Origin of the sequence: Pseudoclavibacter sp. JSM 162008 (assembly GCF_041366455.1) — a bacterium.
Classification (GTDB): Bacteria; Actinomycetota; Actinomycetes; order Actinomycetales; family Microbacteriaceae; genus Pseudoclavibacter.
Map to the genome: position 1 here is coordinate 44,376 of NZ_JBEWYX010000021.1, position 16,725 is coordinate 61,100.

General features: G+C 66.7%; 10 protein-coding genes and 1 pseudogene. 8 read left to right on the forward strand and 3 right to left on the reverse strand.

Features of this window, described 5'->3' with window-relative positions; translation table 11 throughout:
- Window positions 1–30: 30 nt before the first annotated feature.
- Window positions 31–1,479 carry a hypothetical protein gene (locus ABVF28_RS15235; RefSeq protein WP_371031138.1) on the forward strand — a complete coding sequence of 483 codons (1,449 nt, stop codon included), beginning with the start codon at window positions 31–33 and terminating at the stop codon, window positions 1,477–1,479.
- Window positions 1,480–1,581: 102 nt separating this feature from the next.
- Here ABVF28_RS15235 and ABVF28_RS15240 read toward each other — a convergent pair whose 3' ends face one another.
- Window positions 1,582–3,012 (reverse strand): CCA tRNA nucleotidyltransferase, encoded by a 1,431-nt coding sequence (locus ABVF28_RS15240; RefSeq protein ID WP_371031139.1) that lies wholly within the window; start codon window positions 3,010–3,012, stop codon window positions 1,582–1,584.
- Window positions 3,013–3,104: 92 nt separating this feature from the next.
- Here ABVF28_RS15240 and ABVF28_RS15245 point away from each other — a divergent pair, with 92 nt between their 5' ends.
- The 7 genes from ABVF28_RS15245 to ABVF28_RS15275 all read left to right on the forward strand — a co-directional run bounded on the left by ABVF28_RS15245 (window position 3,105) and on the right by ABVF28_RS15275 (window position 12,032).
- Window positions 3,105–5,528, forward strand: a complete 2,424-nt coding sequence (locus ABVF28_RS15245; RefSeq protein ID WP_371031140.1) for a DUF6049 family protein — start codon at window positions 3,105–3,107, stop codon at window positions 5,526–5,528.
- Window positions 5,529–5,530: 2 nt separating this feature from the next.
- The gene (gene murJ, locus ABVF28_RS15250; RefSeq protein WP_371031141.1) at window positions 5,531–7,618 is read left to right on the forward strand and encodes a murein biosynthesis integral membrane protein MurJ; all 2,088 of its coding nucleotides are present in this window, start codon (window positions 5,531–5,533) and stop codon (window positions 7,616–7,618) included.
- Between the two features lie 71 nt (window positions 7,619–7,689).
- On the forward strand, window positions 7,690–8,682 hold the full coding sequence (trxB, locus tag ABVF28_RS15255; protein ID WP_104310956.1) for a thioredoxin-disulfide reductase: 993 nt from the start codon (window positions 7,690–7,692) through the stop codon (window positions 8,680–8,682).
- A 91-nt stretch (window positions 8,683–8,773) separates the two neighbouring features.
- Window positions 8,774–9,097 carry a thioredoxin gene (trxA, locus tag ABVF28_RS15260; RefSeq protein WP_104244011.1) on the forward strand — a complete coding sequence of 108 codons (324 nt, stop codon included), beginning with the start codon at window positions 8,774–8,776 and terminating at the stop codon, window positions 9,095–9,097.
- Window positions 9,098–9,121: 24 nt separating this feature from the next.
- Window positions 9,122–9,607 (forward strand): Cys-tRNA(Pro) deacylase, encoded by a 486-nt coding sequence (ybaK, locus tag ABVF28_RS15265; protein WP_371031142.1) that lies wholly within the window; start codon window positions 9,122–9,124, stop codon window positions 9,605–9,607.
- 104 nt (window positions 9,608–9,711) lie between these two features.
- A complete protein-coding gene (locus ABVF28_RS15270; protein ID WP_371031143.1) occupies window positions 9,712–11,034 on the forward strand; it encodes a PLP-dependent aminotransferase family protein in 1,323 nt (440 codons plus the stop codon).
- Window positions 11,035–11,069: 35 nt separating this feature from the next.
- Window positions 11,070–12,032: a D-alanine--D-alanine ligase gene (locus ABVF28_RS15275; protein ID WP_371031144.1), complete on the forward strand. Its 963-nt coding sequence runs from the start codon at window positions 11,070–11,072 to the stop codon at window positions 12,030–12,032.
- Between the two features lie 103 nt (window positions 12,033–12,135).
- Here ABVF28_RS15275 and ABVF28_RS15280 read toward each other — a convergent pair.
- Window positions 12,136–12,999 (reverse strand): annotated as a pseudogene (locus tag ABVF28_RS15280) (ParB/RepB/Spo0J family partition protein); the annotation flags it as partial.
- A 572-nt stretch (window positions 13,000–13,571) separates the two neighbouring features.
- Complete coding sequence (locus ABVF28_RS15285; RefSeq protein WP_179555487.1) at window positions 13,572–14,495, reverse strand: ParA family protein; 924 nt, start codon at window positions 14,493–14,495, stop codon at window positions 13,572–13,574.
- Window positions 14,496–16,725 lie beyond the last annotated feature (2,230 nt).

Sequence of the window (16,725 nt, forward strand, 5' to 3'; positions counted from 1 at the left end):
CGCTGAAACGCACCACTACCTAGGGGAATCATGAGCGATCCAACAGGCGGCGCGGGCGAACGCGACCCGAACGCCCCAGTGCCACAGAACCCAGCGCCGCAGAACGGCGACTCGGCCGCACCGCAGGCGCCGCAGGCGTCCTTCGGCGACCAGCCCGCCAACGGCGAGCAGGGCGGCTACGGCGTCGGCAGCAGCTACGGCTCCAGCGGCGACAACTACCAGGCCCCGAGGAACTACTCAGCTCCTGGTGGTTCGTATGAGGCCCCCGGTTCGGCCTCCGACTACCAGGGCGGGCAGTCCTCGTACTCGGGCTCCACCGGATCGAGTGTGCCGAGGTACTCGGGCTCCACCGGATCGAGTGTGCCGAGCGCCTCGTCGAACTCCGGCTACTCGACCCCGAGCTACGGATCGTCGGGTGACTCCTCGTACTCGTCGCCGAGCGCAGGCTCGTACACGGGCGACACCTCGTACACGGCGCCATCCGCTTCTGGCAGCGACTACTCGGCTCCCGGGTACGGCAGCACCCCCGACTACACCTCCGGCAACAGCTACGGCAACGAGCCGAGCTCCTACGGATCCGCTCCGGCACCTGACGCGTATGGCGCCCCCGCGCAGAACGCGTACGGCTCGGCACCCCAGGACCAGAACGCCTACGGCGCATCCGCACCGAACGCGTACGGGTCCACTCCCCAGGACCAGAACGCAGCGGGCGCCTACGGTGCCGCTCCCGCGTACGGTGCGGCCGGCGGCGCTGGTGGCGGACAGCAGCAGTACGGCAACTACGCCCCGCAGGGTCAGGGCGGCGGCATGAACACCCTCGGCCTGATCGCGCTCATCGCGGGTGTCCTCAGCATCGCGATCGCGTTCATCCCGTTCTTCGGATACTTCGGAATCGCGCTGGCCCTCGCGGCCATCGGCCTGGGCATCGCGGGGCTGGTCGTCAAGCGCTTCAACGCGAAGAAGCTGCTCGCGATCATCGGTCTCGTGCTCGGTGGGCTCGGCCTCATCGTCGGCCCGATCATCACGACCTGGACGAGCGTGGCAACTGTCACGAACACGGTCGGCGACAGCGTCGACGACTACGAGACGCTCATGGACGACGAGTACTCGACGCTCGAGAACGGTGTTCCGTCTGAAGGCGAGATCACCGTGGAGATGACGGTGACGAGCACGTCGACCTCGCCCATCGATGTCAGCTACAGCTACGACAACGACCTGTCGGGTGCCGACCGAGTCCAGGTTGACACCGAGGCCCTCGCCACCGCGGTGCCGTGGTCGGAGACCGTCACCATGAAGTACAAGGCCGACTACGGGTACGACAGCTCGTCCGCCTACCTGTCGGCGTCAACCGTCGACTACACCGACGACCAGCTGACCTGCACGATCACGGTCAACGGCAACGTAGTCCAGGAAGCGACGAGCTCGAGCTACGTCTCCTGCTCCGGGTACAGCCTCGCGGAGTACCTGACCGCCGAGTAGGTTCCGGTCACCCGCACGCGAACGGCCCCCTCTTCGGAGGGGGCCGTTCTGCGTTCACTCGGCTGACCGGACGCGCCGTCTTCCCCAGCGGCCGGGATGCACCTACGGGCGGTTCGCTTCCCACCAGTCGAGGAGGCGCTGCTTCGCATCGTCGTGCTCGAGCGGGCCCTCATCGAGTCGAACCTCGAGCATGTGCTTGTAGGCCTTCCCCACGACCGGGCCGGGCGCGATCTCGAGGATCGCCATGATCTGCTCGCCATCCAGGCTGGGCCGCACCGAGTCGAGCTCTTCCTTCTCCTGAAGCTCCAGGATGCGCCGCTCCAGGTCGTCGATCGCGAAGAGCAGGCGGTCTGACTTCCGCTGGTTACGAGTCGTGATGTCGGCGCGGATGAGGATGAGGAGGCGCTGCAGCTCCGGGCCGGCATCCCGTGCGAAGCGACGCACGGCCGAGTCCGTCCATCCGGCGCCCTCGTAGTTGAAGACCCGCATGTGGAGTTCCACGAGGCGCGAGACCGACTTCATCGTGTCGTTGTCGAAGCGCAGCGAGGTGAGGCGCTTGCGCGCGAGCTTCGCGCCGACGACGTCGTGGTTGTAGAAGGTGACCTTGCGGTTCTCCCCGAAGCGGCGCGTCTTGGGCTTTCCGATGTCGTGCAGCAGTGCCGCGAGGCGGAGGACGATGTCGGCGTCGGCGCCGGGGTTGCGCTCGCGCTCGAGTGCGATGGCCTGCTCGAGCACCGTGATCGAGTGCTCGTAGACATCCTTGTGGCGGTGCGCGTCGTCGCGCTCGAGCTGCAGGGCGGGGAGCTCTGGCAGCACGAGTTCGGCAAGTCCCGTCTCGACGAAGAGCTCGAGACCCGCGCGAGGCGTGTCGGTCTTGAGCAGCTTCACGAGTTCGTCTCTGACCCGCTCGGCGGAGATGTCGAGGATGCGTCGCCGCAGTTCGACGATCGCGTCGAAGGAGTCGATGTCGAGCTGGAAGCCCAGCTGCGAGGTGAACCGCACGGCTCTGAGCATGCGCAGCGGGTCGTCGCCGAAGGAGACTGCTGCCTCGATGGGCGTGCGCAGCGTCGCCTCCATGAGGTCCTTCGTGCCGTCGGAGGGGTCCACGAGCGTGAGGGCGGGCAGCTGCAGCGCGAGCGCGTTGACAGTGAAGTCGCGGCGGTGCAGGTCACCCTCGATCGTGTCCCCGAACGCGACCACCGGCTTGCGGGACGTGCCGTCGTAGCTGTCGGCCCGGTAGGTCGTGATCTCGACCGTCTCGCCGGAGAACCGTGCGCCGATCGTGCCGAACTCGCGGCCGATGTCCCAGTGCGCATCCGCGATGGGCGCGACGATGCGCAGGATGTCGTCGGGGCGCGCGTCGGTCGTGAAGTCGAGGTCGGTGACCTCCCTCCCGAGGAAGGCGTCGCGGACTGGCCCACCCACGAGGGCCAGCTCGAATCCGGCCGCCTCGAAGGCGGCGGCGAGCTCGGCGACGGGCGACGCGGTCGCGAGTCCGCGAAGGCGTTCCATGGCGGACTGCACGTTTTGCATCCGCTCATTCTACGAGCCGAGGCGGGTGCTCGCCGTGCGCTTGAGGGCGCGTTCAGCTCGCCACTTCCCCGTCCGTCCTTACTATGGAGGTCATGGACCACGCACCGCGCGCAGCTGTGCCACGGTTCCTGCGTGCCTGTGCACGCCGGGTTGTCCCTGCGACGCTCCTGGCGTCGTTGCTGGCGCTCGGGGTCGCCGGGGGCGCGTCAGCAGCACCCACGAGCCAGCCCGCAGCGGCCACGACGAGCGTCGCCACCGTCGGGAATGCGGTGGTCGGGACGGCCGCGGTCGAGCCGCGGGCGATCGCCGATGCCCCTGACGACCAGGTATCGATCTATGCCGCGCCCGCTGACGGCGGGCTCGTGCAGCCGGGCGGACCGCTGGTCGTCGAGCTGGTCGTCGTCAACAAGACCGACGCGGACCTCGCACCGGCCCAGCTCGAGCTGTCCGTCGGCTCCTCCACGATCGACACGAGGTTCGCCCTGGATGCGTGGAGCGAGTCGAGCAGTGAGGCTGAGCTCGACCGTCTTGCCCTCGTCGCAAGCCTCGGCTCCGGTCCGATCGCCGCAGGTGAGACCACCACCGTGAGCGTCTCGGTTCCCGCTGATGGCCTCCCCTTCGAGGCAGCTGACGACTTCGGTCCGCGAGCCATGGCGGCGACGCTCGTGAGCGGCGACTCGAAGCTCGCGCAGGCTCGTTCGACGATCGTGCTCAACGGGACTGCGGCCGTGGAACCGACCCTCGTCTCAACCGTTGTCCCCATCACCTCCGGGCTGCTCGCCGACGCCGACGAACCGCTGCTCGGCGTCGACACCCTCCTCGAGCAGACGGCGCCAGGGGGGCGCCTCGACGAGATCCTGAGCGCCGTCGAGGCCAGCCCGAACGCGACCGTCGCCATCGATCCGCGCCTCCTCGCATCCATCCGCGTCCTCGGCTCGGCCGCGCCAGAGTCGGCGATCAGCTGGCTGGACCGCCTGACCGCGCTGGAGAATCAGACGTTCGAGCTGCCGTTCGCTGACGCGAGCCTCACGCTCCAGTCGCAGTGGGGAGCCCAGCAGCCGCTCGAGGTCACGAACTTCGACTTCGCCATCGACCCCGCGAACTTCGCCGACCCGGCAGACACCGCGACGCCGACGCCGACCCCCACGGCGACGGAGACGACCGACACGGGCACCACCACCCCCTCGGAGGACGGCGACGCCGACACGTCGAACGGCGTCGATGCATCCGCCACCCCGGAGGCCACGGACGCGGAGTCGCCCACCGCATCCCCCACTGAAGAACCCGAGCCCCTCGCGCCTCCGCTCCCCACCGCCGAGAGCCTCGTGAGCTTCCCCTACTCCATGAGCGGAGTCGTCTGGCCGCAGGCGGGCACGGTCCAGTCGACCGACCTCGACAAGTTCCGCGGCTGGGGTGGCGAGTCGATCATCCTGGACGACACCAACGCGGGGATGAGCGCCGACGCGGACTTCACGGAGAGCGCCCAGGCCACCGTCGCGGGGTGGAACGCGGTCGTCGCCGAGAAGATCCTCGACGACGCGTTCGACGACGCAGTGCACGCGACGACCGACGAGGAGTGGAACGAGGCGGCGACCCGCATCGCGACGCTGCTCGCCGTCGTCACGCGCGAGCTGCCCTACGAGCCTCGGACATTGGTCGGCACGGTCACGCGCGACGAGTTCGACGGCGAGCGCCTCGCGCAGACGCTGCAGTTCGTGGATGGACTCAGCTGGGCCGCCACGACACCCCTGACGTTCCCCGGAGACGACGACACCGATCGCCGCGAGGCCTCGCTCATCGACGGAAGCGTGGGCGAGACCGCGTTCAACCGGATGACCGGGGTCATGCAGACCATCGAGCGCGCCCAGGTCATCTCGACGATCTTCGACGACCCGCTCGACTACAGCGACCCGGTCCGCACGGCAGGCGCCGGGGCCCTGTCCACCGGGTGGGCGAATGACCCGGCAGGGGCCCAGACGGTGGTGAGCAGTCTTCGCGACTACGTGACGGTCACCGAGTCCTCGGTGCAACTCGGCGACACGAGCGAGGCGCTCATCGTCGGCCGTGACACCGAGCTGCCGCTCTTCGTGTCGAACGCGGTCCCGAACCGCAAGGTGACCGTGCTCGTCGAACTCAGGCCAACCACAGGCGCGGTCGAGACCGGTGACGCCGTGGCCCTGTCCATCGAGCCGAACTCCATGTCCCGCGTCGGCATCCCGATCACAGCCATCGCCAACGGCACCACCTACGTCACCGTCAACGTCATGACGCCCGAGGGCGAGCCACTCGCCTCGACGAAGCAGATCCGACTGGATGTGCGAGCCGAGTGGGAGAGCATCGCCATCCTCATCGCGAGCATCGGCCTCGCCGTCCTCTTCATCGCCGGCCTCGTGCGCACCATCCGACGGCGGCGCGCGGCGGGGGCCGGGGACTCCTCGGACGACGACACCGAGGCAGGACCGGACGCTGGCATCGAAACGGATACCGTCGACGCGACCGAGAGCACCAAGGAGTAAGCATGGCTCAGGGCATCGCTCGGGCGAGCGCGCTCCTGGCATCCGGCACCATGGTGTCGCGCGTGCTGGGCTTCGTGAAGGCCATCGTCATCGCGCAGACGATCGGCGTCATCGGCGTCTCCGCCGACGCGTTCGCCGGTGCGAACCAGCTGCCGAGCAACATCTACTCGATCATCTCGGTCGGCCTCCTCAACGCCGTCATCGTGCCGCAGGTCGTGAAGGCGGCCAGGCACGAGGATGGCGGCCAGCTGTACGTCAATCGACTCGTCACGCTGGCCATGGTGCTGCTCGGCGGGCTGACCATCCTCGCGACCGTGGGCGCCCCTATCATCGGCGCGCTCTACGGCGCGAGCCTCAGCTCGGAGCAGCTCGGCCTGCTCGTGGCGTTCGCGTACTGGTGCATGCCGCAGATCTTCTTCTACGGCATGTACGCGGTGCTCGGCGAGATCCTCAACGCGCGCGGCCTGTTCGGACCGTTCGCGTGGGCACCCGTCACCAACAACGTCGTCGGCATCGCGGGCCTGCTGCTCTTCAGCTCCGTCTTCGGAGCCGACCCCACGGGCGATGGACGCAACATCGACTCGTGGGACCCGACGATGATCGCCATGCTCGGCGGCACCGCCACGCTCGGCGTCGCCATGCAGACCATCGTGCTGCTGTTCTTCTGGCGTCGCGCGGGGCTCCGCTTCGGCCTCGACTTCCAGTTCCGGGGCACGGGGCTCGGCCAGGTCGGCAGGCTGGCCGGGTGGACCCTCGGGATGCTGCTGGTCATGCAGCTCGCGGGCCTCGTCGAGACGATCGTCGCGAATGTCGCCTTCGGTCGGGCAGCGTCAATCGCTGCCATGCAGAACGCGTTCCTCATCTTCGCCCTTCCGCACGCCGTCATCGCGGTCTCCATCGCCACCGCGTTCTTCACCCGCATGAGCGCTGCGATCAGCGACGGACGGCCGAAGGATTTCATCCGCGATCTCTCCGAGGGCTCACGGCTCATCGGCATGTTCCTGGTCTTCTCGGGGTTCGGACTCGCGCTCGTCTCGGTACCCTTCGCGAGGATCTTCGCGTCGACGGATGCCGGCATCAACTCCATCGCGCTGACGCTCGTCGCGTTCCTCGTCGGGCTGATCCCGTTCAGCGGGCTGTTCATCGTGCAGCGTGCGTTCTACGCGCTCGAGGACACCAAGACGGTGTTCTTCGTGTTCCTGTTCACGGTTCCGCTGCACATCTTCGGCATGGCGCTCGCCGCCATCGGCCCTGTCGAGTTCATCGTCGTCGGGCTCGCCCTCATGCAGTCGATCATGTCGACGCTGCGACTCGCGATCCTCCTCGTCATCCTCAGGAAGCGGATGGGGCAGCTCGACTTCGCGAACATCACCCGCTCCTACGTGCGCTTCACGGTCGCGGCCATCGCCGCCTCCATCCCGGCGCTGATCGTCATGGTCCTGCTCGGCACGTTCCAGGAAGACGGCTTCCCTCGCTCCGGAATCTTCCAGGCCCTGATCTCCTGCGCCATCGGCGCCGGCACCATGGCCCTCTTCTACTTCCCGCTGCTCTGGGTCCTCAAGTCGCCGGAGTTCCGCGGCTTCGCCGGACCACTGCTGGCCCGCTTCGGCGTCAAGACCGGTGGCCCCTCGAGTGCCGCACGCCGCGACGACGAGGACGGCGAGCTCGACGCGGACATCCTCGCAACGTTCCCCGACACGGTGGCCGTCTCAGGCAACGACGCTGCACCGACGCCGTGGAACCTCGCGTCTGAAGACGTGGAACCGGACATCGCCGAGGAACGCCGTCAGGCCGAGGAGCAGGAAGAGCGCGAAGAGCGCGTCAACGCCGCCTCGTGGGCGTTCGGCGGCGCGACCGAGGACCTCTCGACCGCGGGCATCATCCTGCCCATGCACTCGCGCACGACCGAGATCCCGAAGGTCGGTCGCACGGAGCCGCCGCGCACGCGTCGCGAACGCCGTGAGGAGGAGCGCCGCGCGGTGATCGAGCTGGCAGCCCGCCGTGAAGAGGAAGCCCGGCTCGCCCGCGAAGCGCGGAACAGCGCCGATGACGACGATGGGCGCGGTTCACCACCTCGTCCGAAGGAATAGTCGCTAGTCTCAACGCGTTTGCCTGTATGTCGAGCCGCGATTCCCGCGGTTCGAAGAAGCGTGGAGGACTCATGCGGAACGTCATCATCATCGGCTCCGGCCCCGCGGGCTACACCGCCGCCATCTACGCGGCGCGCGCAGGCCTGAAGCCGGTTGTCATCACCTCGAGCGTCGAGGTCGGCGGCGAGCTCATGAACACGACCGACGTCGAGAACTTCCCCGGCTTCCCCGAGGGCATCATGGGGCCCGAGCTCATGGAGCGCATGCAGGCGCAGGCCGAGCGCTTCGGCGCCGAGCTCGTCTACGACGACGTCACGTCCGTCGAGCTCGACGGCGACGTCAAGCGTGTCTCCACGTCGTACAGCGGGGACTTCGAAGCGCGCACCATCATCATCTCCACTGGATCCGCGTACCGGAAGCTCGGCCTCGATGCCGAAGCTCGCCTCTCCGGCCGCGGCGTCTCCTGGTGCGCGACCTGCGATGGCGCGTTCTTCAAGGACCAGCACATCGCCGTCGTCGGCGGCGGCGACTCGGCCATGGAGGAGGCGACGTTCCTGACGCGCTTCGCGAGCAAGGTCACGATCATCCACCGCTCCGAGAACCTGCGCGCGTCGGTCATCATGCGCGAGCGCGCGGAGCACAACCCGAAGATCGACTGGATGCTCAACTCCCGCATCGAAGACATCGCCGGTGAGGCCAGCGTCGAGGGTGCGAGCGTGCTCAACACCGCGACCAACGAACGCACCGAGCTGCCGGTGACCGGCGTGTTCGTCGCCATCGGCAACGACCCGCGCATCGACCTGTTCAGGAACATCCTCGACATCACCGACGAGGGCACCATCTGGGTCGACGGCCGGTCCTCGCGCACCAGCATCCCCGGCGTCTTCGCGGCCGGCGACGTCATCGACCCGCACTACCGCCAGGCCATCACTGCCGCGGGGTCCGGCACGGTCGCCGCGTTGGACGCCGAGGCGTACCTCGCGGCGCAGCCTGAGCCCATCGCGGAAGAGTCCGAGGAGCAGGCTGCAGCAGCGGTCACCGAGAACGAGACCGTCATCGTCTGACCCGCCTGGTGCCGCATCCGCTCAATCCGAGCAGGCACTCTGCGCCGAACACCATCCACCACGAAGCACGACAACTCCCACGGAGGTACCAATGTCAGAACCGATCGTCGCCACCACGGCGAACTTCGACCAGATCGTGGCAGACGCCCCAGGTCCCGTCATCGTCGACTTCTGGGCGCCCTGGTGCGGCCCGTGCCGTCAGGTCGCGCCGGTGCTCGACCAGATGAGCGAAGCCCACGAGAACCTCTCCATCGTCAAGGTGAACGTCGATGACGAGCCCGACCTGGCCATGAAGTTCCGCATCACGAGCATCCCCGCCCTCAAGCTGTTCTCGAACGGCGAGGTCGTCAAGGAGGTCGTCGGCGCGTACCCGCGCGCGGCCCTCGAGAAGCAGTTCGCCGACTACCTGGGCTAAGCCTCAGAGCTAGGTCACGCAGACATGGCGCGAGCGCCCATCACCCCCGCGACGAAGGCGCTCGACGCAGCCGGGGTCGAGCACGTGGTTCACAGCTACGTGCACAACCCCGGCGTCTCTGCGTTCGGGGCGGAGGCCGCCGAGAAGCTCGGCGTCGACGAGTCACGCGTCTTCAAGACACTCGTCGTGCAGCTGGATGACAAGCAGCTCGCGGTTGCCGTCGTCCCCGTCAGCGGCTCCCTCGACGTGCGCGCTCTGGCCCAGGCGGCCGGATGCAAGCGCGCGGCCCTCGCCGACACGGCGCTCGCCGAGAAGCGCACCGGGTACGTGCGGGGCGGTATCAGCCCGTTCGGGCAACGGATGCGCCTGGCCACCTACCTCGACGACTCCGCCTTCGCGTACCCGACGATCTTCGTGTCCGGCGGTCGACGCGGCCTCGACATCGAGGTCGCCCCCAGCGCCCTCCTGCACGTGTTGGACGGGCAGCGCGCGCCGATCGCTCGCGACTGACCCCGGACACGGGAGGGCCGTGCAGTCCACTTCCTGCATGCGGTTCGCGAAGGAACTCTCCGCTCGGGCGTATCCTGGGATTTCGACTCTCGCGAAGGAACCCCGTGACGCATCCAGGAGACGTCGGCCCGCAGACAGGCCGCAACCTTGACCCGTGGTACACCAGCTACGCCGACCGCACCGCCGGTCTGGCCGCCAGCGAGGTCCGAGCGCTCTTCGCCGTCGCCTCCCGCCCCGAGGTCGTCTCCCTCGCAGGCGGAATGCCGTTCGTGCAGGCGCTCCCCGAGGAGCTCATCCACTCCGCCTTCACCACGATGATGCGAGAGCACGGCTCCGAGGCGCTGCAGTACGGCGGCGGACAGGGCATCCCCGAGGTGCGAGAGCAGATCCTGCAGGTCATGAGCCTCGAGGGCATCAACGACGCCTCCGCGGATGACGTCGTCACGACGACCGGCTCGCAGCACGCACTCGACCTCGTGTCGAAGCTCTTCCTCAACCCGGGCGACGTCGTCCTCACGGAGGCGCCCAGCTACGTCGGCGCGCTCGGAACGTTCAAGTCGTATCAGGCAGACGTTGCGCAGGTCACGATTGACGAAGACGGGCTCATCCCCGAGGCCCTCGAGGAGAACATCGCGCGTCTTCGAGCCGACGGCAGAACCATCAAGTTCCTCTACACCGTCGCGAACTACAACAACCCGGCCGGCGTGACCATGAGCCTCGAGCGGCGTATCCGCGTGCTCGAGATCTGCAAGCGCGAGCACATCCTGATCCTCGAGGACAACCCGTACGGGCTCCTGTACTTCGACAAGCCGGGCCTTCCCGCGCTGCGCTCGATGGACGCCGAGAACGTCATCTACCTCGGCTCGTTCTCGAAGATCCTCTCGCCCGGCCTGCGCGTCGGCTGGGCCCTCGCGCCACACGCCATCCGCGAGAAACTGATTCTGGCGGTCGAGGCTTCGATCCTCTCCCCGTCGACCTTCAACCAGTGGGTCGTCACGGAGTACCTGCGGCAGAGCGACTGGCAACAGCAGATCGAGGGCTACCGCGCTGTCTACCGCGAACGCCGCGACGTGATGGACCGGGCGCTGCACGAGCACCTGCCCCAGCTCAGCTGGACGAAGCCGAACGGTGGCTTCTTCGTCTGGGTGCGCCTTCCCGAGCAGCTCGACTCGAAGCAGATGCTGCCCCGCGCCGTCAAAGAGCTCGTCGCGTACACGCCCGGAACCGCGTTCTACGCCGACGGCCGCGGCCGCCACGAGATGCGCCTTTCGTTCTGCTACCCCACGCCCGAACGCATCAAGGTAGGCGTGCGACGTCTCGCCAACGTGATCAACGGCGAGCTCGACCTCGTCGAGACGTTCGGCACGTCGGCGCGACGCGGGCCGGACGAGGACCGCGTCAACATGCCCCCGCCGAACATCTCCTGACCGCGGCACCTGACTCTCCTACGAAGGGAACCCCATTGAGCATCGAGGGCCTGCACGTCGTCATCCTCTCCGGCGGCATCTCGCACGAGCGAGACGTGTCGCTGCGCTCCGGCAGGCGAGTCGCGGATGCGCTCAGTCGAGCGGGTGCGGACGTCACCATCCGCGAGCCCGACGCGTCGCTGCTCGGTTTTCTCGAGGAGACGAAGCCTGATGTCGTGTGGCCGCTGCTGCACGGCTCCAGCGGTGAGAACGGTGCGCTCTACTCCCTGCTCCGCGCTGGCCGCTTCCCGTACGTCGGGTCGCGTCCGACGTCCGCGCGGCTCGCCTGGAACAAGGCGACAGCGAAGGCGATCGCGAAGCGCGCTGGCCTGGCCACGCCGCCTTCGATCGTGCTCGAGAACAGCACGTTCCGGGAACTCGGTGCCGAGGCCGTGATGCGCCTCATCGCCCGCGGTATCGAGCTGCCGGCCGTCGTGAAGCCCGTCGAGGGCGGCTCCGCACAGGGGGTCACCTCGGTGGTCTCGTTCGAGGAGCTCCCGCAGGCGCTCGTCACCGCCTTCACCTACGACGACACCGTCATCATCGAGAAGCGCATCGAGGGCCGTGAGGTGATGGTCGGCGTGCTCGACCTGGATGGCGAGCCGCTCGCACTCCCCGCGGTCGAGGTCGTCGCCAACAACGGCGTGTACGACTACGAGGCGCGCTACAACGCCGGCGAGACGACCTACTACGCGCCGGCCAGGCTCTCCGACGACGAGGCCGCGCGCGTCAGTGACGCCGCGCGCCTCGCGATCGCGAGCATCGGGCTGTCGGACATCGCCCGTGCAGACTTCATCGTCGACGAAGCCGGTGTTGTGTGGTTCCTCGAGGCCGACCCCATTCCTGGCCTCACTGAGACCTCGATCGTGCCGCTCGGCATCGAAGCGGACGACTCGGAGTTGAGCACCATCTACGCCCAGCTGGCTGCCGCAGCTGCCGGGCGCGGGCCGCTCGAGTAGCTCCACACCAAGCCTCGGATGACGAAGCGGGTGGATGCGCCTTCCGGCCCATCCACCCGCTTCGTCGCGCGGTGCGGAGTTCTCAGCGCTTCATGCGGCTCGGCTACTTTCCGGGGGCCGACTCGCCGAGTTCTTCGAGGATGCGGTTGAGATCGGCGATCGAGGCGAAGTCGACGACGATCTGACCCTTGGTGCGGCGGAGCGTGACCTTGACGCGGGTGTTGAGCCGGTCGCCGAGCTGCTCGCCGATCTCGTCGAGGTACCCGGTGAGACCGCTGCGTGGCTCCTTGTGGATGGGTGCCTGCGTGTCGGCCTTGGCGCTGCTGGACTTCGCTGCGGCTGCTTCGGCGGATCGAACGCTGAGGTCTTCGTTGACGATCTTGTCGGCGAGCTGCTGCATCGCCGCGGGTTCCCCGGCGCTGAGGATCGCGCGTGCGTGACCGGCGGAGAGGACTCCGGCCGCGACACGACGCTGCACTTCCAGCGGGAGGCGCAGGAGGCGCAGCGTGTTGCTGATCTGTGGCCGCGAACGGCCGATGCGTTCGGCGAGCACCTCTTGGGTGATCCCGAAGTCGTTGAGGAGCTGCTGGTACGCGGATGCTTCTTCGAGCGGGTTGAGCTGACTGCGGTGCAGGTTCTCGAGAAGCGCGTCACGCAGCATGACGTCGTCTTCCGTGTTCCGGATGACGGCGGGGATGCTCTCCAGGCCTGCCGCCTTCGTCGCGCGCAGGCGACGCTCGCCCATGATGAGCTCGAAGTCGGCCTCATCGCGCAGCGGATGGTCGGCAGGGATGGGACGCACGACGATCGGCTGAAGCACACCGAACTCCCGAACCGACGTGATGAGCTCCTGGAGGGCATCTTCGTCGAACTCCGTACGAGGCTGGTGCGCGTTCGGAACGATGCGGTTCGGATCCAGAGCGCGCAGGGTGGTGCCCGGGATCTCAACCAGACCGTCGGAGTCCTCGTCTCCGGTTGAGTCTTCCGAGCCCTGGCTCTCGCCACTCGCAGCTGTCGCCGCTGTAGCGGCGGTTTCGGTTGTTCCGGCCTCAAGCCCGGCTGAATCGTTGTTCGTCGATTCAGTGGTCTCCGCTCGTGTGGTTGTCTCGTTCGTTTCTGGAGCTACGGCCGCCTCGTTGGCATCTGGCTTCGCGGTGGTGCGTGCTTTCGACGATGCTGCTGTCGTCCTTCTTGCCGGCGCCTTATCTGCCGATGCCTTCTTCGCGGTGCCACTCTTCGCCGTCGCGGCGTCCACTGCGGGTACCTTTGCTCGGCTCGCGCGCGCAGGTGCCGCCCGCTTGGGTGCGTTGGCCGTGGACTTCTCCGACGCGGGGGCCGCCTTCGAGGTGTCTTCCGAGGCTCCGTCTGCCTTCGGTGAAGACTCTGCTGGATTGGTGCGTGACGATGCAGTCGTCGGGTACGCCGGTGTCTCGCTGTCGAAGAACACGTCTGAAGGGCGCGAGGCGCCTCTATCGGAGGTCGGGATGAGAGCGCCGATGCCTCGTCCCAGTCCGGTGCGTTTCTTGGTTGCCATGGTGGTTATGCTCCTCGCTGGGCGATTTCGACGGCCGCTTCGAGATACGCGATCGCGCCGGTCGAGGTTGGTTCGTGGGAAATGATGGTCTTGCCGAAGCTCGGGGCCTCGGAGATTCGCACAGTGCGCGGGATCGCGACCTTGAGCGTTTCTTGAGGGAAGTGCTCGCGAACGTCGGCGGCGACCTCCTGGGAGAGGTTGGTTCGCCCGTCGTACATCGTCAGCAGGATCGTCGTGAGCCGCAGCTGCGGGTTGAGGTCCTGCGAGAGGAGGTTGAGGTTCGAGATCAGCTGCCCGAGCCCCTCGAGGGCGTAGTACTCGCACTGGATGGGGATGAGTACCTCCCGAGCGGCGACGAATGCGTTGATCGTCAGCAACCCAAGGGAGGGAGGGCAGTCGATGAAGATGTAGTGGAACTCTTCCTCGGTACCGGTGGTCTCGTCGAGGAGGGCGGCGATGGCCTGTCGGAGGCGGTAGTCGCGCTTGTCGAGGTTGACGAGCTCGATCTCTGCGCCCGCGAGATCGAGTGTGGCCGGGACGCACCACAGCGTGTCGATGTCAGGGCACTGCTGCATCAGCTCACGCAGTGGCTCACCGTCGAGGAGCGCTTCGTACGTGCCAGCGGTCTCTCCACGATGTTCGATGCCAAGGGCCGTAGAAGCGTTGCCCTGGGGGTCCAGGTCGATCACCAAGACCCGGGCACCGAGGGTAGCGAGAGCTGCGGCCAGATTGACGGCGGTCGTCGTCTTGCCCACGCCGCCTTTCTGGTTGGAGATCGTGAAGATCCGCGTGTGGTTGGGGAGGGGAACTTCCTTCTTGACCAGGCTTTTCCTCCGCTGGTTCAGCTCAGACAATGCTGTCGCGAGCGGCGAATCGTCGAGCCCCGACGCTGATGGCGTCACAGCGTCGCCGGCAGATGAAGCTTTCAAGAATGCTCTCCCTCAAGTAGACGTCTCAATTGTGCCTCACATCCGCAATGGAAACGCGGCGACGCTCAGAGTTGTGGAATCGCCGAGGCTGGTGGCGCGGCGCAAGTTTCACGTGAAACACGGCCCATACTTCAACTTCAGCCACAGGGTTGACGTGTTGGGCTGTCCGTCCTGGGCAGCAGGGTGGCGTTCCCGCGCCGAGACATGGAGATTGGGGCCGGACCCGCCGAAGCGAGCTGACTACTCACTGGAGGTCGTTGATCTGCAGGGTTCCCGTGGGCCTTCGATGCACTTGATCCCTGCCGCGTGCACATGCATCGCCGGTCTTGCAGGATTCCACTCAAGGCGCACGACTCTCATTGGACCAAGGACTGCAGCCGACGGCAGCAAGAATTGAAGCGCTGGTTCGGTGATCTCATGCTCGTTTCACGTGAAACGTGAGGTATCCCGTGCGAGTGGCTGAAGCACACTTGTCCGCTTGCTGCGACGCGAAGTCCTATGGGGAGATTGTTTTGCGGGTACGAGCGCGTCTGCATCAATTGATCGATCTCAGGAGGTGTCACGACAGACAACCTCCGGGCTGAACTGAACAGGTCGGGTTCTCCCTTTCCTCGAAAGGGACATCTCAATCGACGCAGGGCAGTGAGGACTCGGACTGTGGAGCCGGGCGGGGTTGCGGCTCTCCGGACCGCCATCCCCAGCCTGGGCAGGTGGGCGCCTCGGATCACGGTGTACCTCGGCCCCCTGGCGCACGCTCCGGAGTTTCACGTGAAACACGCGTGCAACTGCGTGCTGACTGAGGGTGTCAAATCCCTACGACTCAATCCGCCGGGGTTGCGTGATCGGGGGCAGAGCCCTGCGCTCTCCATACGCAAACCCTCTGCCCTATCCGCGCTTCGCGTCTATTCAATTCGGAGGCAGAAGCCTTGGTACGCCAGGGCTCCATGATTGTCCCGCCTGCGCCGAATCATCCGTACAGGCCAGGGTTCCACGTGAAACCTCTGGTTGTAGGTCCCCGTGGCTAGCGGTTCGCGGTTCGCGGTTCGCCGACTCTCTACGAATGGCCACACGTGCAATACAGGCCGGCTCAAACATGATCCCGACCGAATCGATGACACGGCGAGAGACGACAACAGCCGACCCGACGACAGGCTGTGACTGTGGTGCCCCGGCACCTTGACGGACCCGGTGAGCTGACCGAGGCCCCGGGCCCCGGCCTGCCCGACCCAGGGCATGCCCTGATCAACCAAACGCTTCCTGAGCTAGATTCACGTTTGGTCCTCTCACATGTGGCGACCGTCAGACGACGAGTCGTGCGGCCGGTTGTTGCACCACGGCCGCGCCAACTCAAGCCCTCTGTGCTTGTTGAGGGGAATCGACGACCCTACTGGCCGCAGCACTCTGAGCACAGAATACGTCCCGGGTCTCTCTGCTGTTCCACTGCCGGACGTTGGCGTGAGCCACCTGGTGAGCCACCTAGAGCTCATTCGGGACTGGGGTGGAATGGGTCGCAGGTTCTAAGCTTGGCCGGGCACCAACCTCGTACCCAGATGAGAACGACGAAGCCTAGGTGTGAGTGTGACTACTCAAAGAGCCCTGTCTCGCTTCGCCAACAAACGGACCAGCGCGACTCTGTTCCACGTGAAACATGTCGAGCTTCCCCCTATGGAGTCCTGCGTTGGGTGATGCTCGTGGTCAGTCGCCGACGAGGCCCGGTCCATGTCTCCGAATAATGCGCGCAGATATTTCGCGTGCCCGGCCGCTAGCTCCCGGGTCTGCGTACCGCAAAGCCGAACCTCCGCGCTGTGGCACGAACAAAGGTGTCGACCGCAATCACGCGCAGCCTTCCGGGCTCATCCCATCAGTGCTCTCATAGGACTGCGGTGCTTTTGCGGGTCCCTTTCGTGTTCCAGTTTCACTCTCTCACTGACGCATACGTAACGTCGTCGTCTTCTCAGTGAGCGAGCCGCATGCGCACGATATCAGTCCGCAAGATCTGACCGGCGGCGGGTGTGGTCATTCGGCGATTGGAGCCTCGAGGGCAACAGTCGATCAAGTCGGCATTTCTCCCTTCCCATCCCCTCCTAGAGGCAGGCCCGTACGTGATGGCGCTCATCGAAATTCCCCAGAGTTGCTCATCGGAATTCCTCAGGTCGCGTGGTCAGGTTAGCGCAGGTTCGTGCCGGTCGTGACGCGGCGGAGTTCGTCTGCGGCGGTGGCGTGGTGGCGG

What these genes read in the sequence shown, in the direction of transcription:
- murJ (WP_371031141.1), top strand. Translation starts at nt 5,531, where the DNA reads ATGGCTCAGGGCATCGCTCGGGCGAGCGCGCTCCTGGCATCCGGCACC.
- trxB (WP_104310956.1), top strand. Translation starts at nt 7,690, where the DNA reads ATGCGGAACGTCATCATCATCGGCTCCGGCCCCGCGGGCTACACCGCC.
- ybaK (WP_371031142.1), top strand. Translation starts at nt 9,122, where the DNA reads ATGGCGCGAGCGCCCATCACCCCCGCGACGAAGGCGCTCGACGCAGCC.
- ABVF28_RS15235 (WP_371031138.1), top strand. Translation starts at nt 31, where the DNA reads ATGAGCGATCCAACAGGCGGCGCGGGCGAACGCGACCCGAACGCCCCA.
- trxA (WP_104244011.1), top strand. Translation starts at nt 8,774, where the DNA reads ATGTCAGAACCGATCGTCGCCACCACGGCGAACTTCGACCAGATCGTG.
- ABVF28_RS15245 (WP_371031140.1), top strand. Translation starts at nt 3,105, where the DNA reads ATGGACCACGCACCGCGCGCAGCTGTGCCACGGTTCCTGCGTGCCTGT.
- ABVF28_RS15240 (WP_371031139.1), bottom strand. Translation starts at nt 3,012, where the DNA reads ATGCAAAACGTGCAGTCCGCCATGGAACGCCTTCGCGGACTCGCGACC.